The 16,604-nt window shown below is 37.3% G+C and carries 19 protein-coding genes; 18 read left to right on the plus strand and 1 reads right to left on the minus strand.

Annotated elements, in window-relative coordinates:
* Positions 1-32: 32 nt before the first annotated feature.
* Positions 33-767 carry an AraC family transcriptional regulator gene (locus QBE53_02025; protein ID WZL81901.1) on the minus strand — a complete coding sequence of 245 codons (735 nt, stop codon included), beginning with the start codon at positions 765-767 and terminating at the stop codon, positions 33-35.
* A gap of 214 nt (positions 768-981) precedes the next feature.
* Here QBE53_02025 and QBE53_02030 point away from each other — a divergent pair, with 214 nt between their 5' ends.
* The 18 genes from QBE53_02030 (at position 982) to QBE53_02115 (ending at position 16,445) form a co-directional block, all read left to right on the plus strand.
* The gene (locus tag QBE53_02030) at positions 982-2,064 is read left to right on the plus strand and encodes a siderophore ABC transporter substrate-binding protein (protein ID WZL81902.1); all 1,083 of its coding nucleotides are present in this window, start codon (positions 982-984) and stop codon (positions 2,062-2,064) included.
* Between the two features lie 19 nt (positions 2,065-2,083).
* Entirely contained in the window at positions 2,084-3,040 is a 957-nt protein-coding gene (locus QBE53_02035; GenBank protein ID WZL81903.1) for an iron chelate uptake ABC transporter family permease subunit, read from the plus strand.
* Positions 3,037-4,068, plus strand: coding sequence for an iron chelate uptake ABC transporter family permease subunit (locus QBE53_02040; protein WZL81904.1), 1,032 nt, complete (start codon positions 3,037-3,039; stop codon positions 4,066-4,068). Before QBE53_02035 ends, QBE53_02040 begins: the two co-directional genes overlap by 4 nt.
* On the plus strand, positions 4,065-4,817 hold the full coding sequence (locus QBE53_02045) for an ATP-binding cassette domain-containing protein (protein ID WZL81905.1): 753 nt from the start codon (positions 4,065-4,067) through the stop codon (positions 4,815-4,817). The genes QBE53_02040 and QBE53_02045 overlap by 4 nt, the downstream gene beginning before the upstream one ends.
* Entirely contained in the window at positions 4,783-5,094 is a 312-nt protein-coding gene (locus QBE53_02050; protein WZL81906.1) for an ABC transporter permease, read from the plus strand. The genes QBE53_02045 and QBE53_02050 overlap by 35 nt, the downstream gene beginning before the upstream one ends.
* Before the next feature lie 92 nt (positions 5,095-5,186).
* Entirely contained in the window at positions 5,187-5,834 is a 648-nt protein-coding gene (locus tag QBE53_02055; protein ID WZL81907.1) for a TetR/AcrR family transcriptional regulator, read from the plus strand.
* 102 nt (positions 5,835-5,936) lie between these two features.
* A complete protein-coding gene (locus QBE53_02060; GenBank protein ID WZL81908.1) occupies positions 5,937-6,212 on the plus strand; it encodes a hypothetical protein in 276 nt (91 codons plus the stop codon).
* 90 nt (positions 6,213-6,302) lie between these two features.
* On the plus strand, positions 6,303-6,896 hold the full coding sequence (locus QBE53_02065; protein ID WZL81909.1) for a TetR/AcrR family transcriptional regulator: 594 nt from the start codon (positions 6,303-6,305) through the stop codon (positions 6,894-6,896).
* Complete coding sequence (locus QBE53_02070; GenBank protein WZL81910.1) at positions 6,896-7,915, plus strand: serine hydrolase; 1,020 nt, start codon at positions 6,896-6,898, stop codon at positions 7,913-7,915. The genes QBE53_02065 and QBE53_02070 overlap by 1 nt, the downstream gene beginning before the upstream one ends.
* A 113-nt stretch (positions 7,916-8,028) precedes the next feature.
* Complete coding sequence (locus QBE53_02075) at positions 8,029-8,391, plus strand: BlaI/MecI/CopY family transcriptional regulator (protein ID WZL81911.1); 363 nt, start codon at positions 8,029-8,031, stop codon at positions 8,389-8,391.
* 4 nt (positions 8,392-8,395) lie between these two features.
* On the plus strand, positions 8,396-9,790 hold the full coding sequence (locus QBE53_02080) for a M56 family metallopeptidase (protein ID WZL81912.1): 1,395 nt from the start codon (positions 8,396-8,398) through the stop codon (positions 9,788-9,790).
* A 102-nt stretch (positions 9,791-9,892) separates the two neighbouring features.
* The gene (locus tag QBE53_02085; GenBank protein WZL81913.1) at positions 9,893-11,086 is read left to right on the plus strand and encodes a GGDEF domain-containing protein; all 1,194 of its coding nucleotides are present in this window, start codon (positions 9,893-9,895) and stop codon (positions 11,084-11,086) included.
* 25 nt (positions 11,087-11,111) lie between these two features.
* Positions 11,112-11,537: a GFA family protein gene (locus tag QBE53_02090; GenBank protein WZL81914.1), complete on the plus strand. Its 426-nt coding sequence runs from the start codon at positions 11,112-11,114 to the stop codon at positions 11,535-11,537.
* A 2-nt stretch (positions 11,538-11,539) separates the two neighbouring features.
* Positions 11,540-12,469 carry a cation diffusion facilitator family transporter gene (locus QBE53_02095; protein ID WZL81915.1) on the plus strand — a complete coding sequence of 310 codons (930 nt, stop codon included), beginning with the start codon at positions 11,540-11,542 and terminating at the stop codon, positions 12,467-12,469.
* A gap of 18 nt (positions 12,470-12,487) precedes the next feature.
* On the plus strand, positions 12,488-13,054 hold the full coding sequence (locus tag QBE53_02100) for a DNA-3-methyladenine glycosylase I (GenBank protein WZL81916.1): 567 nt from the start codon (positions 12,488-12,490) through the stop codon (positions 13,052-13,054).
* 202 nt (positions 13,055-13,256) lie between these two features.
* The gene (locus QBE53_02105; protein WZL81917.1) at positions 13,257-15,269 is read left to right on the plus strand and encodes a methyl-accepting chemotaxis protein; all 2,013 of its coding nucleotides are present in this window, start codon (positions 13,257-13,259) and stop codon (positions 15,267-15,269) included.
* 142 nt (positions 15,270-15,411) lie between these two features.
* On the plus strand, positions 15,412-15,990 hold the full coding sequence (locus tag QBE53_02110) for a TetR/AcrR family transcriptional regulator (protein WZL81918.1): 579 nt from the start codon (positions 15,412-15,414) through the stop codon (positions 15,988-15,990).
* Entirely contained in the window at positions 15,987-16,445 is a 459-nt protein-coding gene (locus QBE53_02115; protein WZL81919.1) for a DUF1801 domain-containing protein, read from the plus strand. Before QBE53_02110 ends, QBE53_02115 begins: the two co-directional genes overlap by 4 nt.
* Positions 16,446-16,604: the final 159 nt, after the last annotated feature.

The following is a 16,604-nucleotide window of genomic DNA, read 5'->3' on the forward strand; positions in this document are numbered from 1 at the left end:
AACACTTAATATTATAATAGGCTGATTTTTTCCTAAGAAAAGTATTTCTTTTTATATTCCAAGGGCGTCATTCCAGATAGTTTTTTAAAAGTAATATTATAATAATTTTGATTATTAAATCCAGAAGCAAGAGCGACATCCAGTATTGAAGTATGATCTTCAAGAAGGAGGCTCTTGCTTTTTTCAATACGTATTTCATTTAATATGGAGGTAAACGTTTTGCCGGTTTCTCGTTTAAGTAGCGTACAAAAATAGGATTTGCTAAGATCAAGATATGTCGCTACATCATCTAAGCTAATGTCTTCATCATACCTGGCATGCATACAATCAATTGCTTTTTTAATATGATAACTATGTTGACAATGATAATGACTGCAAGATAAGGACGTCTGCTCAAGCTCATATAAAAGGCTTAATAAATTCGGAATAAGGCATTTGGGCTTATGAACAATACCTAAGGCATGGTTTGTGCCGCAAGAATGAGGCCCGAGTATATAAATACAATTCTTAGAGCGAATACTATCAATATAACATAGGGTAAAGTGAAACTCTCCCTTATATGACTGGATACTGTATCTATGGGACTTCGAAGAAAAATCGTATTCAAGAGCCAAATCAGTCACCTTATTGTCATCAAGTAATTGTTGAAAAATAGTATTATAGCCAAAAGAACCTATAATATTCCCTTTTTTGGATAAAGCTAATATAGGTAAATTTGTGCATATGAAAAAATTTTCTAGTGTGTTATTTATCATAGATTCGTTCATTTTTTCACCCATTTCAAATAAATATAATAATAAAAGCATGAATATAATCAAATACTGTCGAAGTATCCTCTGTTATAATAACGAAAGTGATAATCAATATCAATAATAACAATGGCGTAATCTTTTGTCAATATGATTAGATGCATCTAAAGAAGCTATGTTTGATATTAGAACATCAAAAAATAATTAGAGATACCTAGATAAAGGAGAAAAAATGAAAAGAACAAAGATGATTAATATACCTATTATGCTTGCATTATTTGTCATGCTGCTGAGTGCATGTGCAAATACGAGTGAACAAACTGGAGGCAATGAAGCAACGCCATCAGAAGAAGTCGTAACATCAGAAGAAGTCGCAACATCAGAAGAAACCCCAACATCAGAAGATACGACGACCCAAGAAGCTGGGAAGGTAGTGGAAGTTACAGATATACATGGAACAGTGACAGTTCCGGTTAATCCTAAGAGGGTTGTTGCACTAGATAATCGAACGTTTGAGACGCTATCGACTTGGGGGATTGAACTGGCAGCTGTTCCTAAAGCGGTTATGCCTGGGGATATATCCTATGTTCAAGATGAAGCGGTTCAAGATATTGGAAATCACCGTGAGCCAAATCTAGAAATTATTGCAGCACTTGATCCGGAGCTTGTTATTGTTGGGCAACGTTTTTCAAGTTTTTATGCGGACATAAAAGCATTAGTGCCAAATGCAGCGGTTATTGATCTTACCTTTGATGTATCTGAGAGCGCAGGATCACCCGGAGAGAATTTGGTGAATGGATTAAAAGACTCGACAACAGTCCTAGGTCAAATCTTTGATAAGACAGAAGAAGCGACTCAATTAAATGCTGATTTTGATCAAGCAATTGAACAAGTACGATTGGCTTACAATGGAACAGATACCGTGATGAGTGTGATTGTCTCTGGAGGCGATGTGAATTTTTCGGCGCCAGGATCAGGTCGCGTGTGGGGACCGATGTATGAAATCTTTGGATGGGTGCCTGCCTTGGGACTAGACAATGCATCCTCAGACCATCAAGGAGATGACATCTCTGTAGAAGCCATTGCCCAAAGCAATCCGGACTGGATTTTTGTCCTTGATCGTGACGCGGCTATTTCTACAATAACAGATGCGCTTCCTGCTCAAGACGTTATTGATGAATCGCCGGCACTTCAAAATACAAAAGCGGTCATCGAAGACAAGATTATCTATGCACCGGCAGACACCTATACAAACGAGTCGATACATACGTATCTAGAGTTGTTTGAAGAAACGGCAAAAGCTTTTGAACAGTAATATGAAAGAGCATAGTGTAATGACAAAGCGTACAGTTTTTACAAAATCTTTTCTGTTAGCATTACTTGTTGTTGTTATCTTAGGCGGCATTTCGTTGTTTACAGGTGTGTATGACATATATGGACAATCTGATGGTATGCAGATGTTTTTTATAACACGTGTTCCTAGAACTGCGGCGTTGATGCTGACCGGAGCTGCCATGTCAATGGCAGGTCTGGTCATGCAACTCATTACGCAAAATCGTTTGGTAGAATCAACGACCACAGGAACTATTGAGTGGGCAGGGTTAGGGCTTGTCCTAGTGTATCTATTGATTCCGGCGCCGACATTAGTCCAGAGAATGACAGGGGCAATCATCTTTTCCTTTGTGGGAACGATGATTTTCTTTGTTTTTTTAAGGAAAATCAAGCTACGCTCATCGCTAATTGTTCCGATTATCGGTATGATGCTGGGTGCGGTGATTTCGGCAGTATCAACCTTCATTGGTTTATTCTTTCAGATGACACAAAATATTGAAAGTTGGTTTGTCGGATCATTTGCTTCAGTGCAAATCGGGCGTTATGAATACTTATGGCTCATTGTTGGGATTACTTTTTGCATCTATATTTTTGCAGACCGTTTAACGCTGGCAGGCCTTGGCGAAGATATTTCGACTAGCTTAGGCGTCAATTACAATCGTATCGTTTTACTGGGGACAGGGTTGATTTCATTTGCTGTGGGTATTGTTGCAGCTATTATTGGTAATCTTCCTTTTTTGGGGTTAATAGTGCCTAACATTGTATCCATGTATAGAGGTGATGACCTTAGAGGGAACCTACCTTGGGTGTGTCTTTTTGGTATGGGAACCATAACCTTGTGTGATATTATCTCTCGAACGATAATTAAACCTTTTGAAGTTCCGGTTTCTTTAATTCTTGGGACGGTAGGGGCGATTGTATTTATTATCATCTTATTGAAACAAAGGAGACAAGCATGAGTGATATTGCATATATCGATAAGGAAAATCGGTCGGCAGGAGCTTTTCGTGAAAAAAAAGAGCGAAAAAAGTACTGGATAATCTTAAGCATATTGATTATATTGGGGGTTATAGCGGCTTATGGCCTTCTCGTTTACAACAATCCGGTACCGATAGATTCGCCTTCATTTGTTCCCGTTGTCCGTCGGCGTGTAGTAGCTGTTATTGCTATGTTGATTGCAGCGATTTGTCAAAGCCTATCAACGGTGGCTTTTCAGACGATTACCAACAATCGGGTCATTACCCCGTCGCTTTTAGGATTTGAAGCACTATATTCTACGATTCATACGACGACCATATTTTTTCTTGGAGCAACGACGTTTATTCAGTTTGTAGGGATTGGTTCATTTATCTTTCAAGTAGCTATGATGGTGATTATGTGTTTGATTTTATATGGATGGCTATTGTCAGGAAAGTTTGGTGATCTACAATTAATGCTTTTAGTTGGGGTCATCTTAGGAACCGGATTACGTTCTTTGTCATCCTTTATGCGACGTTTATTAGCACCGTCAGAGTTTGATATCTTACAGGCGCGATTGTTTGGATCGGTCAACAATGCAGATGCTGCCTATTTTCCGGTAGCCATCCCAATTGTTATCGTTGTTGCCTGTCTGCTATTGGCATCATCCAATCGACTTAACGTCTTAGCGCTAGGCAAGAATATGAGTACGTCCTTAGGGATGAATCATCGCATGGGGGTCATCGTTAATCTTGTCTTGGTGTCTATATTGATGGCGGTATCAACCGCTTTAGTCGGTCCCTTGACATTTTATGGTTTTTTAGTCGCAACATTAAGCTATCAAATGGTGCCGACCTACGATCACAAATACCTGTTTCCCATGGCGCTTGCCATAGGTTTTTTAATTCTTACCGGGTCGTATTTTTTTATGTATCATATATTTAACGCTCAAGGAGTTGTGTCAATTATTATTGAGCTATTTGGCGGTCTAACATTTTTGATTGTTATATTGAGAAAGGGAACATTATGATAACGATAGAAAGCGTAAAAAAGATATATAGTGATGAAGTGGCGATAGGACCTGTGAATATAGAAATCCCTAAAGCCGGGTTGACTTCCTTAATTGGACCTAATGGAGCGGGAAAATCGACAACACTGCTTATGATTGGACGATTACTGGATAAAGATGAAGGCGTCATTAAAGTAGCCAATATGGATGTATCAACATCAAAATCCAATGATCTTGCAAAAATCTTAACCGTACTTCGACAAGAGAACCATTTTGTGACACGACTGACTGTACGTCAACTCGTTGGATTTGGACGCTTTCCTTATTCAAAAGGACGACTAACGATAGAGGACGAAAAGATTATATCGAAATACATTGATTTTTTTGCCTTAAGGGATTTGGAAGATCGATATCTTGACCAACTCTCAGGTGGTCAACGCCAGAGAGCCTATGTTGCTATGGTCTTATGCCAAGAGACAGAGTATGTCTTATTAGACGAGCCCCTAAACAACTTAGATGTTGCCCGTTCCGTTCAGATGATGGAACACTTACGCTATGCAGCTAACGAATTTGGACGAACGATTGTCACAGTCTTACACGATATTAACTTTGCGGCAAAATATTCAGATAGGATATGTGCAATGAAAGATGGTAAGATTGCAGCTTTCGGAGCGGTTGATAAGGTAATGAAGTCAAAAGTTTTGACAGAAATTTTCGAGACAAAAATTAACATCATTGAGGGTCCCCACGGTCCGTTGGCTGTGTATTAAAGATAATTTTCGTACAGAAAACAATGTAAGTATTTTATCTAATATTATTACCATGCCTTTGTTGATTAGCAGTAGCGCATTTTATTCTTTAAATGATGCTCCCGGTTTTTTACAAATAATGAGTAAGTTTAATCCTTTTCAATGGTTTGTCAGTGGATTACGTGATGCGATTGATCTATCATGGTTTAGCTATTTCACGAATTTAGGTTTGTTATTTTTACTTGCATTACTTACACTACTATTGGCATTAAGAACATTTCGATTTTCAGATGTTTAGCAATAGATATAAAAAGAATAGCCATTGACAAATATGCAAAAGAACGCTATAATTTCCTTTACAGACCAACCGTCGGTTTTAAGGAGGCTTTAATGGCAAGACATAATCATCCGGAACAAACAATTGAAAGAATAGTGGAGGCGTCTGCGAAACTATTCATTGAAAAGGGCTATGACCAAACAAGTATCCAAGATATTTTAGATACGCTTAAACTTTCCAAAGGAGGTTTATACCATCACTTCAAGTCAAAAGACGAGATACTAGAAGCAGTACTGCATAAACGTTCACAATATATTACAGATTTTCTTTATGAGACGATTCAAAGGACAAAAGCAAGTAATGGAAAAGAAAAACTTAAAAAAATTCTTTATCATCTTGGAACAGACCCAAAGACACATGCCCTAGATGGAGTGATAGCAGGTCAGATCAATAACCCGTATTTTGTAGTCAGAGGTATTCAGACATGTGTAAAACAAGATGCGACCATGATTAGTGGATTAATTAAAGAAGGAATTCACGATGGCTCGATTATGACCAAGCAGCCGGACTACTGTGCAGAAATCTTTCTATTACTTTTAAATTATTGGGCGAATCCTTCATTATTTGGACGTAATAAAGTTGAAACAAAAGAGCGCTTATATTACTTGCAGTTTGTTATGGATTCACTTGGAGTAGATATTCTTGATGACAACTTAATTGAAGCACTTTTAAATGAATATGAGACAATGCATGTGTTTTAGACAAAGGTGCAATATAGACTGTGATATACAGTCTCTTTTTTGCCAAATTAAAGACCGACGGTCGGTTTTACAATAATAAAACAAAACGATGGAGGTAGAAAAATGCGAGAAGAGCGTTTATTTGAATCAACAGGCAAGGTAACAAAAGCTTCTTTGGATCTTAGAAAGGCAATGATTGAGCGTTCAAAACAGCTAAGACACCCCTCGCCAAAAGTTAATAAAATAGGTTCGACTATTGGGGTGGTGGCAGGAGTGATTTTGTTGATTATCGGAATCGTTCATGTTATGACAGGAAATCTATTATGGGCGTTAGGGGCCGGGACAGCAGGTGTAACGACTGTTGTGTCCAATGCAATCAATTATAAACGAAGAAGATAAATAAAATATCGCTTGACCTATGAACACGCAATGAGTATAATTGAGTAAATACTCATTGAGTATTTACTCAATTAAATAGGTTGGTGAAAAATGACAAGAAAAGAACAAAAAGAACAAAGACGAATACTGATTTTGAAAAATGCTTTAGACTTATTTGTAGAAAAAGGATATGCGGCAACGACAACGAGTGAGATTGCAAAAGCGGTAGGTATGAGTGAAGGATTATTGTTTCATTATTTTGCATCCAAAGAAAAGTTATACATGGAGCTGGTTCAAAATGGTGTAAAAGGAATACAAGTTTTTTCAGATGCGATTAGTGACCCATATGAGACTCTTTATCAAGTTATCAATAACTTTATGCAAAATATTCAATCCGATCGAATTGTGGCTAAGATGTTTGTCTTGATGAACATGGCTCAAAATCCGGCGATAACACCCGTAAGTGTATATAATATGGCGACAACCATTAATATTATTCAAGAATCGGTCCCCATTATTGAGCAAGGACAGCGTCAAGGTATATTCCGTGACGGGGATGCACTTAGCTTGGCATATACATTTTGGAATGCTTTTGATGGTAATATGACAGAGATAGCAAGAAATCCTAAGATGCCATTACCGGACCCGCAATGGTTAATGGCAATTTTGGCACAGAGGCAACATGAAGGGAAGGATAGGGTTTGATGAATACAAATAAGGTGGATAAGATATTTGACAAGATGATAGACAATAAACGAATACATGAAGGGGTATTAATTATTGAGGATGCAAGTGGAGCGTATAGTTATTGTCGAGAATATAATCGAAGCATAGACTCGCCGATGCTAACGGCGAGCATTGGAAAGATGTATACGACAGCCTGTATTATGTCAATGCTACAAGAACGACACATTCAACTTGAAGATAAGATAACTAAGTTCTTTAGCCAAGAGGAGTTATCAGGACTACATATCTATAAACAACAAGAGTATTCACAGGAAATTTCAATAAAGCATTTGCTTTATCAAACCAGTGGACTTCCCGATTATTATGAGAATAGTAAGGAGACGGGGGTTGCATCGTTGATAAAACAAGATTTTTCGTTTACATTTGAACAAGAGCTTGGTTGGACAAAACAAATGAGTGCTAGATTTGCACCGGGAACGAAAGATAAAGCGTATTATGCAGATATTAATTTTGACCTGCTTGGAAAAATAATTGAACAAGTAACGAAGCTACCATTAAGTCAGGCTTATCAGCAGTTCGTTTTTGAACCTTTAGGTTTAGAAAAAACTTACTTGGCATCTAGTCAAATACAAGAGATACCCCATACCTATTACAAGTTGAAAAAACTGGAGCGACCGAAGTTCATAGCCAGCAGTTTTGCATCTGGAGGATGTGTAACAACGGCACGTGAATTGATGCTTTTTCAAAAAGGCTTTTGGCAAGGACGCTTGTTCGAACAATCCATGCTTGAAAAAATGTCAAACCCTCATCCTCTACAAATCCAATTTTACCCGATTGGTTATGATAGTGGTTATATGCGTATTAATGTATCCTATCCTTTTGGAAAAAAGCATACAGTTGTTGGACACAGTGGCTCGACAGGCTCCTTTGCCTTTTACTATCCACAGAGAGACTTGTTTTTTGCAGGAGATATACCTCAGATATGTTATCCAAATTATGGAACACAACTTTTATTTAAATCGGTGTTAGCGATTTAGTATAGATTCCATATGTCGATGCAAGAGAAACTTTTGATTTTTAACATATTGACAATTTTGTCTAATGGTGTTAGACTATATTTGTCTAATGATGTTAGACAAAGGAGGGCTATATGGAAAAATATGTGTTGGGAGATATGGAGCAGCAGTTTGCAAAGATACTATGGGAAAAGGCACCGATAACTACACGTGAGATTATAGATATAGGCGCAAAAGAGTTTAATTGGAAGCGGACAACGACCTATACGATGTTAAAACGTTTATGCGATCGGGGAATCTTTACCAATGAAAAAGGAACCGTTATGGTCGTTATGAGTCAAGAAGAGTTTTTTGCGAACAAAAGTGCATTCTTCTTAGAGGAGTCTTTTGATGGATCATTACCAAGATTTTTAACAGCGTTTTCACGACGGAAAAGACTAAGTGACAAGGAAATCAAAGCGATTGAGCGTCTTATCGACGAACATAAAGAGGGGTGAAGCGATGATGGAGAAAATGTTTATGCATATACTCAACATGAGTTTTATGGGAAGTGTGGTCATTGTCTTTATCTTAGGGTTACGCATAGCTCTACGTAAGGCGCCCAAAAAATATTCCTATATTTTATGGGGGATTGCTCTCATACGCTTAAGCATTCCACTGACACTTGAGAGTGTTTTTAGCCTTATTCCTGTTAATCCGACCCCATTTACTGAGAAGATTTTATATGATATGACGCCAAAGATTGAGACGGGCATAGCGGTTTTTGACCAGACCCTTGGAAGTGCTTTACCTGGGGCAAGACCGGCGGAGAGTGTTAATCCTATGCAAGTGTATAGCTTTTTAGGAACGATTATATGGAGTGTAGGTGTAATTGCTTTGCTTATCTATGGAATAACAACTTTTGTCAAGCTTCGACAACAGTTAAAGGGTGCATACCAAGAAAAAGACAATATCTATGTGTCAAAAGCCATACAGACGCCCTTTGTCTTAGGGATTTTATCTCCAAGAATATACTTGCCCGATACATTGGATACGGCTGAAAAACACTATGTTGTTCTTCATGAACAGATGCATATCCGGCGCTTTGACCCTATAATCCGAGTGATGAGTTATATGGTTTTATGTCTACATTGGTTTAACCCATTGGTCTGGTTAGCCTATGGATTAAGTGAAAAGGATATGGAGATGTCTTGTGATGAAATGGTTTTAAATCAGCTAGGTCCTCATATTAAAAAAGAGTATTCACAGTCGTTGCTTCACTTTGCTACAGGTCGAAGAAGGTATAATCTGTCCCTTTTAGCATTTGGAGAAGGTGAGGTTATCGGGCGAGTGAAGAATATCCTTAATTTTAAAAAGCCTAAAACCTATTTAACGATAGGTGTTACCGTCCTTGTAGTCATTGCAGTAATTAGCCTAGTCTCTAATCCAATTAATCCGATGCAGAAAAAACTTGGAGGACATGTCTATCAAGTAGAAGAAGTTATCTATGATGCACCATTATATTCATTTACATATTTTCCTGAAACGGCGCCGCGGTTTAATATCTCTTCAGACGATCAGCTTTATGTACAAAGCCAAGAAGAAATGAGGGAGTGGACATTGGTAGGAGGACTCTATGAAGCTAAGATTCAAGAGGGACAATTACTAGAGTGGGTTCAGTTTCCGGATTTTATAGAGGATACACATGAGGAAGAGATTCGTGGGATTGGAAAGATATATCGTGCACAGTCAGATATAGAGCTGGCTTCGATAAGCTCTTTGGTACAAGAATCTGCATATGATCCGGTGTATATCATCGCACAGACACAAGATGAGCGACAACTTTTATTCTACGGACATCAACGTGGAGAACAGATAGAGATTCGATGGATATTTACAATAAAAGCCACCACCTAATATTAGGATGGTGGCTTCTTTGTATCATAGCTAGCCAATAGTCAAGCAATTTGGTAGAATAGAAGGTGAGAAGATCTTATTTTGATGAGTAAAGAGGTGCGTATGAATCTTGACTTATTAACAGTAATTGATATGTATATGTTTATAAATTATATTTGTACACTAATTTTGGGGATAACTTGGAAACGCATCCGGCACAAGTATCAAGGAATTTTTTTAGTGTTTGCGGATCTTATAGTCCAATCGATAGGGCTGACATTGGCCAATTTTCATACGGACATATCGCCGATTTTTTCAATTGTTTTTGCGAATACACTTATTTATATAGGTGCGATATTGCTTTTATTTGGTGTGGCAGAATTTATGGACTTAAAGGTTCGGCTGCTACCCTATATCATATCAACGGGGATATTTATTAGTCTATATAGTTTTTATACATTATATAACCCAAATAAACAAGTGCGCCTGATGGTATTTACACTGATGATTATTCCTGTATTTGCTCATACCATCTACCTTATTGTGGTTAAAGCAGAGCCGGTGTATAGACGATGTGCAGAGCATGTGGTTATTGCCCATATATTTTTGATTCTCATTCATGGGACGAGAGCGTACATAGGATTGAATCGCTTTCAAGTTATAGAATATAGTCAACTATATCATAGTGAGGCACTGCTTATAATGAGTAGCCTGCTTGCGACGATTTATCTTACGTTTTCAATTACACAGATGGTGCATATAAAGCTTTTGCATCAATGGGACCAGATCTTTAATTATACACAGGAACTTTTAAAAAAAACACAACACTTAGCAGATACCGATAATTTAACGCAGATAAATAATCGGGGAAAAATAGAGAATATCTTAAAGGAAGAAATTAATGCCTATATGGCATGTGGACGAAGCTTTTGCTTGCTTATGATTGATATTGATCATTTTAAGCGGTTTAATGACACCTATGGACATGATGTAGGGGATCAAGTCATTATTACAGTTGCTCAGCGGTTAGCTCAAAATTTAAGGGGGACAGATACAATCGGCAGATGGGGAGGAGAAGAGTTTTTGGTGATACTACGTGATTGTGACAATCAAAAAGCAAGGCGTGTTGGTGAAAAACTTGTAGATATTGTAAGGGACGCATGCATTGATTGTACATATCCCAAAGAGCATGTAACCATCAGTATTGGTGGAGCGGTTATGGAGGCTAGTCATACCATGAAGACATTGATTAAAACCGCAGATATAGCATTATATGAGGCAAAACAAAATGGACGTAACAGAATGGAAATAAAGTAAGACGCTTTATGGAGAGGAGATTTTTATGAAATATGTAGGGAAATGTTTATGTGAAACAGTGCAGTTTGAGATTATCGGTGAGTTTGAGAATTTTTTTCTATGCCATTGTGAGCGTTGCCGAAAAGATACAGGCTCGGCGCATGCCGCTAATCTATTTTCAAACACAGCGACACTTCGCTGGATTGTTGGTGAAGAGAATATTCAAACCTTTAATTATCAATCCGATGGCCATATCAAAAGCTTTTGTAAAACATGTGGGTCGGCACTTCCAAATATACAGTTTGATGGGACTTTGCTTGTCGTTCCGGCAGGAAGTCTAGATACACAAGTACATATCAGACCACAAGGACATATTTTTTTGGCACATAAGGCCAATTGGGACAAGGAACTTAACACGGTTCCAGGATATGCTTATTTTCCAACAACAGATCGAAACCAGAAAGAGGACTAAAAATGAATAAAGATACACATCAACATACATCTAAACATACACACCAACATGCACATCATGATCACCATCACCATCATTCCCAAGGAAATATAAAAGTAGCGTTTATATTGAATTTAACATTTACGATTATTGAAATTATTGGTGGGTTTTTAACGAATAGTGTGGCCATCTTGTCGGATGCTTTACATGATTTAGGGGACTCCCTATCTCTAGGCATTGCATGGTGGCTAGAACGTTATGCACAAAAAAAACCGGATCATAGATTTTCTTTTGGATACGCGCGCTTTTCCATATTAGGCGCACTCTTAAATAGCTTTATCTTATTTGGTGGATCCATTTTGATTTTAACCAAAGCCATTCCCAGGATTTTTAATCCAGAAGCAGTTCATCCGGAAGGGATGTTTGGATTTGCCATCTTAGGAATATTAATTAATGGGATGGCGGTCCTTCGATTACAACATGGAGAGTCGATTAATGAGAAAGTAGTTTCATGGCATTTACTGGAAGACGTGTTTGGGTGGGTTGTCATCTTAATTAGCAGTATTATTCTTATGTTTTTTGATTGGCCGATTATCGACCCATTATTATCTATTGGACTGACTTTGTTTGTCCTTTACAATGTGATAAAGAATATCAAAGGGATTTTGAATATTTTATTAGAAGGTGTCCCAGAAGAATACGTGATTCAAGATGTTGAAGCTTTGATTGAAACCGTACAAGGTGTTAAGTCCGTTCATCATACCCACATTTGGTCATTGGAAGGGCAGAAGATTTTTTTGAGTACACATGTTGTGGTTGATAATGGGGCCAACAATACGGTGCTTGTACCGATGAAGCAAGCAATACGTCATGTGCTTATCCAAGAAAAGATTGAACATGCAACCATAGAAATCGAATTTGAAGATGAAGATTGTGATAATCACAGCTGTTAACGGAGAAAAGGAGAGGCGATGGGAACAATAATACGATGCTTTGGAGATAAAGCCGGGCAAGAAGACTATGCACATTATCATGATGTTGAATGGGGAGTGCCTGTTCATGATGACCAAAAGCTTTTTGAGTTTTTGATATTAGAAGGAGCACAGGCTGGTTTAAGCTGGTATACGATTTTGAAGCGACGTGAAGGATATCGAAAAGCTTTTCATCAATTTGATCCACATAAGGTTGCTTCAATGAGTGATACTGAGTTAGAACAGTTACGTGAGGATGCAGGTATTATAAGAAATCGGTTAAAAATATATTCGGCTAGAAAAAATGCGCAGGTTTTTTTAGAGATTCAAAAAGAATTTGGGAGCTTTGATTCATATCTTTGGCGCTTTGTTGATGGGCAACCAAGAATTAACCATTATCAAGATTTCAGTGAAGTTCCGGTCTCGACAAAAGAAAGTGACCAACTATCCAAAGACTTAAAAAAACGCGGTATGTCTTTTGTGGGAACGACCATCATGTATGCCTATATGCAGGCAGTAGGATTGGTTGACGATCATCTGGAAAGCTGCTTTGTACGAACAAGATAGATCCTCTTTATGGACCAATTTATTCAAAATCAAAAATAAACAAAAAGCAAAAAGTAAATATTATTGACTTTTAGAGATGATAGTGCTACTATTTGGAAGTATCAACCTAGCGAGCGCTAGCTAGACAATAAATAAAACATGTATGCATACAAAAAGTAATACTACTCATCAAAACATTTAATACACAATTAAGGAGAGACAGATGAAGTCAATAAAATTTAAAGTAGTTTTATTATTTTTTGTGGTTGTATTTTTAGTCACTACAACTATGGGAATTATTACCATTAGTATCGTCAGTAAAACGATGATGGAAGATGCACGCTATGATATGCAGCAAATCGCAGAGATAGAAGCTAAAAACCTATCATCACGTATCGATATTGATTTAACGTATATTGAAGCCTTAGCACAAAATGGGATTATCCATGACACATCCATAGCTTATGATAAAAAAGTGGACTTTTTTGTTAAAGAAGCACAGCGAACAGGTTATACCTCGTTTTCGATTGCAGACCTAAACGGAAAGACAACACCATATTATAAGGATGGACAATCTATTGATATCAGTGAACGTACCTATTTTAAAAAAGCAGCTAGTGGTGAGACGAATATGTCGGATGTATTTATCAGTAAAAATACAGAACTGACAATTTTAGTTGTAGCTACACCGATTTATAAAAATGGAAAGATAACAGGTATCTTATATGGAAGTAAGGAAGGAACTGTCCTTAGCCAAATGTCAAGTGATGTAGAATATGGAAAAAGTGGCTATGGCTACGTTCTTAATGATGCCGGGACATTTGTCGGACATTCGAATAATGCGCTTGTAATCGATCAATATAATGTTATCGAAGCGGCAAAAACAGATGACAGTAATAAAGAGCTGGCAAAATTAACTCAAGAGAAAATCCTTCTTAGAAAGACAGGATTTGGCGAATATTCCTTTGAGGGGCAGGAGCGTGTGGCTAGTTTTTCACCTGTAAAGAACACGCCATGGATTATGGTCATCGGTGCTGAGAAAAATGAGATACTCAAAGAAATCAATTTAATAAGGAGTATTCTAATTGGTGTTATATTGGGAGCATCATTCTTGGGAGTTATTATTGCAATATTTGCTAGTCGTACTATTTCAAGACCGATTTTAGATCTTGTTGAAGTGGTGCAAAAACAAGGACGTCTAGATTTTCGTTTTGATCCACAACTAAGAGCATTTAAATACCTAAAGCGTAAAGATGAGATAGGTGTTATGATCAATTCAATGAAAGAGATGGAAGCCCATGTTGCTGAAGTGATTTTACATACAGAGCAAACAGCACATCTGATGACAAGCTCTTCACAAAACTTATCGACAAACTCTCAACAAGCAGCCCTCGTATCTGATGAAGTTGCATTAACAATTGAAGAGATTGCAAAGGTCTCAACAGATCAAGCCAAAGATACAGAAAGTACAGCCAATAACGTTGATGAGCTAGGCAAACTGTTAGACGAAGATGCAAAATACATTTTAGAACTAAATAGAGCAGCAGATAAGATTGAGGCAGAAAAAGAAGAAGGATTCAAAATTCTAAGTATTCTTGTTCAAAACAGTGAGAAGTCTAATGAAGCAACAAAACATATTCATAACATTATTCTTAGTAATAATGCGAATGCAGAAAAGATTGATCAAGCAAGTACAATGATTCAAAGTATCGCAGACCAAACCAACCTATTAGCGCTAAATGCAGCTATTGAAGCTGCTAGAGCAGGGGAAGCAGGAAGAGGATTTGCTGTAGTTGCAGAAGAGATTCGCAAATTAGCAGAAGAATCCAATCGTTTTACCCAAGACATTAAAGCAGTGATTGACGAACTCAAAAATCAATCTGAACTTGCGGTTCATACTATGAACGATGTTAAAGGAACGATCGATGTTCAATCTGAGAGCGTTGTAGAGACGCAGTTGAAGTTTGAATCCATTGCACAGGCAACAGAAATGGTAAAAAAAGTTGTGTCTGAATTAAACCATTCTGTTAAAGTGATGGCCAACAATAAAGAAAACATTATTGACTTGGTCCAAAACCTATCAGCTATTGCTCAAGAAAATGCTGCCGGAACAGAAGAAGCATCAGCATCAATAGAAGAACAAGCGGCACAGATTGAAGAGATAGCTAGTGCAGGTGAACATTTAGCAAAGATTGCACAAGAGCTACAAGAGACAGTCGACGGATTTAAAATCTAAGTAAGAGCGCCTTTTATGATGGAACGTGTCTAAACTTCATCGTAAAAGGCGCATTTTTAATAGGCGTGTTTGACTTTATATAAAAAAAATGCTAGTATTTTCATCTGTTACTAACGAGTACTTGCTAGGAAAAGAGGAAAGAATGGATATGAAAGATAAAATTATTAATGCAATGATTCATGAGTTTTCAATCAAGGGATATATGGCGTCCATGTCAGATATATCAAAACATGTAGGAATAAAGGTACCTTCCATATACAGCCATTTTACAAGTAAGGATGAGATTATATACCGGGCAGTTGAGAGAGAATTAAGTGCGCATTATCAATTCTTGACAACGGTGTATGATGAACTTAAAAAGCAGCCAGCAATAGATATTTTACGAGGAATCTATTTTGGTGTGATTAAGTATTATAGCAATCAAGAAAAATTGAGATTTATACACAACATTGAATTGATTCCAAATCAGCAGCTGTATGCAAAGTGCAAAACGTTACAAAAAGAGCAAATGAAAAATATACTAAACGGCATAGAAAAGATTTTTGAGCAAGGGCATAGCCAAGGGGAAATTCGCGGTGGCATTCAAGAAGGTTACCACTATCTTTATGTTACCATGGTTCAGGGTGTATTAAGCGGATTACTCACATTTAATGGACAGACAAAACTAAGACAAGACTATGAAAAAAAAATTTGGAATGCATTTGAAAGGAGTATCCTATGATCTCAAAAGCAACAACAGTTTCTCAGTATCTTCAGAGTTTACCTGTAAATCGCCAAGAAGCAATGGCAAAAATACGAATGTGTTTAGCTGAAAATCTTCCCATGCAGTTAAAAGAGCAGATGATGTATGGAATGATTTCTTATGTTATTCCGCTAGAGATATATCCTCTAGGCTATCATGCGTCCGAAGGGGAACCACTTCCATTTGTTAGCTTGGCCTCCCAAAAAAATTATATATCGCAATATCATATGGGAATATATATGGATGAGGCTGTAAAAAAATGGTTTGTGTATGAGTATCAAAAACGATCTTCTACAAAACTTGATATAGGCAAAAGCTGTATACGGTTTAAAAAAATCGAACAAATCCCGTATGAACTAATCGCTGAATTGTGTCATAAAATATCAGTGGAGGATTATATAAAGCTGTATGAGAGTTCAATAAAAAATAGATGAACAATAAAGAGAATATAGAATAATTGCAATGTATAAATCTTATGGAAAAGACATGAAAGTCGATTCTTTATAAGTTTTATACATTTTTTTTAAGCAAGAAACCCTAAAAAAATGATAAGATGAGAAAGTATATAGAGCGCCTAGCTACAAGACCATGTG

It is taken from the genome of Vallitaleaceae bacterium 9-2 (assembly GCA_038396585.1).
Classification (GTDB): Bacteria; Bacillota; Clostridia; order Lachnospirales; family Vallitaleaceae; genus UBA1351.

What these genes read in the sequence shown, in the direction of transcription:
- QBE53_02025 (WZL81901.1), bottom strand. Translation starts at nt 767, where the DNA reads ATGAACGAATCTATGATAAATAACACACTAGAAAATTTTTTCATATGC.
- QBE53_02030 (WZL81902.1), top strand. Translation starts at nt 982, where the DNA reads ATGAAAAGAACAAAGATGATTAATATACCTATTATGCTTGCATTATTT.
- QBE53_02035 (WZL81903.1), top strand. Translation starts at nt 2,084, where the DNA reads ATGACAAAGCGTACAGTTTTTACAAAATCTTTTCTGTTAGCATTACTT.
- QBE53_02040 (WZL81904.1), top strand. Translation starts at nt 3,037, where the DNA reads ATGAGTGATATTGCATATATCGATAAGGAAAATCGGTCGGCAGGAGCT.
- QBE53_02045 (WZL81905.1), top strand. Translation starts at nt 4,065, where the DNA reads ATGATAACGATAGAAAGCGTAAAAAAGATATATAGTGATGAAGTGGCG.
- QBE53_02055 (WZL81907.1), top strand. Translation starts at nt 5,187, where the DNA reads ATGGCAAGACATAATCATCCGGAACAAACAATTGAAAGAATAGTGGAG.
- QBE53_02060 (WZL81908.1), top strand. Translation starts at nt 5,937, where the DNA reads ATGCGAGAAGAGCGTTTATTTGAATCAACAGGCAAGGTAACAAAAGCT.
- QBE53_02065 (WZL81909.1), top strand. Translation starts at nt 6,303, where the DNA reads ATGACAAGAAAAGAACAAAAAGAACAAAGACGAATACTGATTTTGAAA.
- QBE53_02070 (WZL81910.1), top strand. Translation starts at nt 6,896, where the DNA reads ATGAATACAAATAAGGTGGATAAGATATTTGACAAGATGATAGACAAT.
- QBE53_02075 (WZL81911.1), top strand. Translation starts at nt 8,029, where the DNA reads ATGGAAAAATATGTGTTGGGAGATATGGAGCAGCAGTTTGCAAAGATA.
- QBE53_02080 (WZL81912.1), top strand. Translation starts at nt 8,396, where the DNA reads ATGATGGAGAAAATGTTTATGCATATACTCAACATGAGTTTTATGGGA.
- QBE53_02085 (WZL81913.1), top strand. Translation starts at nt 9,893, where the DNA reads ATGAATCTTGACTTATTAACAGTAATTGATATGTATATGTTTATAAAT.
- QBE53_02090 (WZL81914.1), top strand. Translation starts at nt 11,112, where the DNA reads ATGAAATATGTAGGGAAATGTTTATGTGAAACAGTGCAGTTTGAGATT.
- QBE53_02095 (WZL81915.1), top strand. Translation starts at nt 11,540, where the DNA reads ATGAATAAAGATACACATCAACATACATCTAAACATACACACCAACAT.
- QBE53_02100 (WZL81916.1), top strand. Translation starts at nt 12,488, where the DNA reads ATGGGAACAATAATACGATGCTTTGGAGATAAAGCCGGGCAAGAAGAC.
- QBE53_02105 (WZL81917.1), top strand. Translation starts at nt 13,257, where the DNA reads ATGAAGTCAATAAAATTTAAAGTAGTTTTATTATTTTTTGTGGTTGTA.
- QBE53_02110 (WZL81918.1), top strand. Translation starts at nt 15,412, where the DNA reads ATGGATATGAAAGATAAAATTATTAATGCAATGATTCATGAGTTTTCA.
- QBE53_02115 (WZL81919.1), top strand. Translation starts at nt 15,987, where the DNA reads ATGATCTCAAAAGCAACAACAGTTTCTCAGTATCTTCAGAGTTTACCT.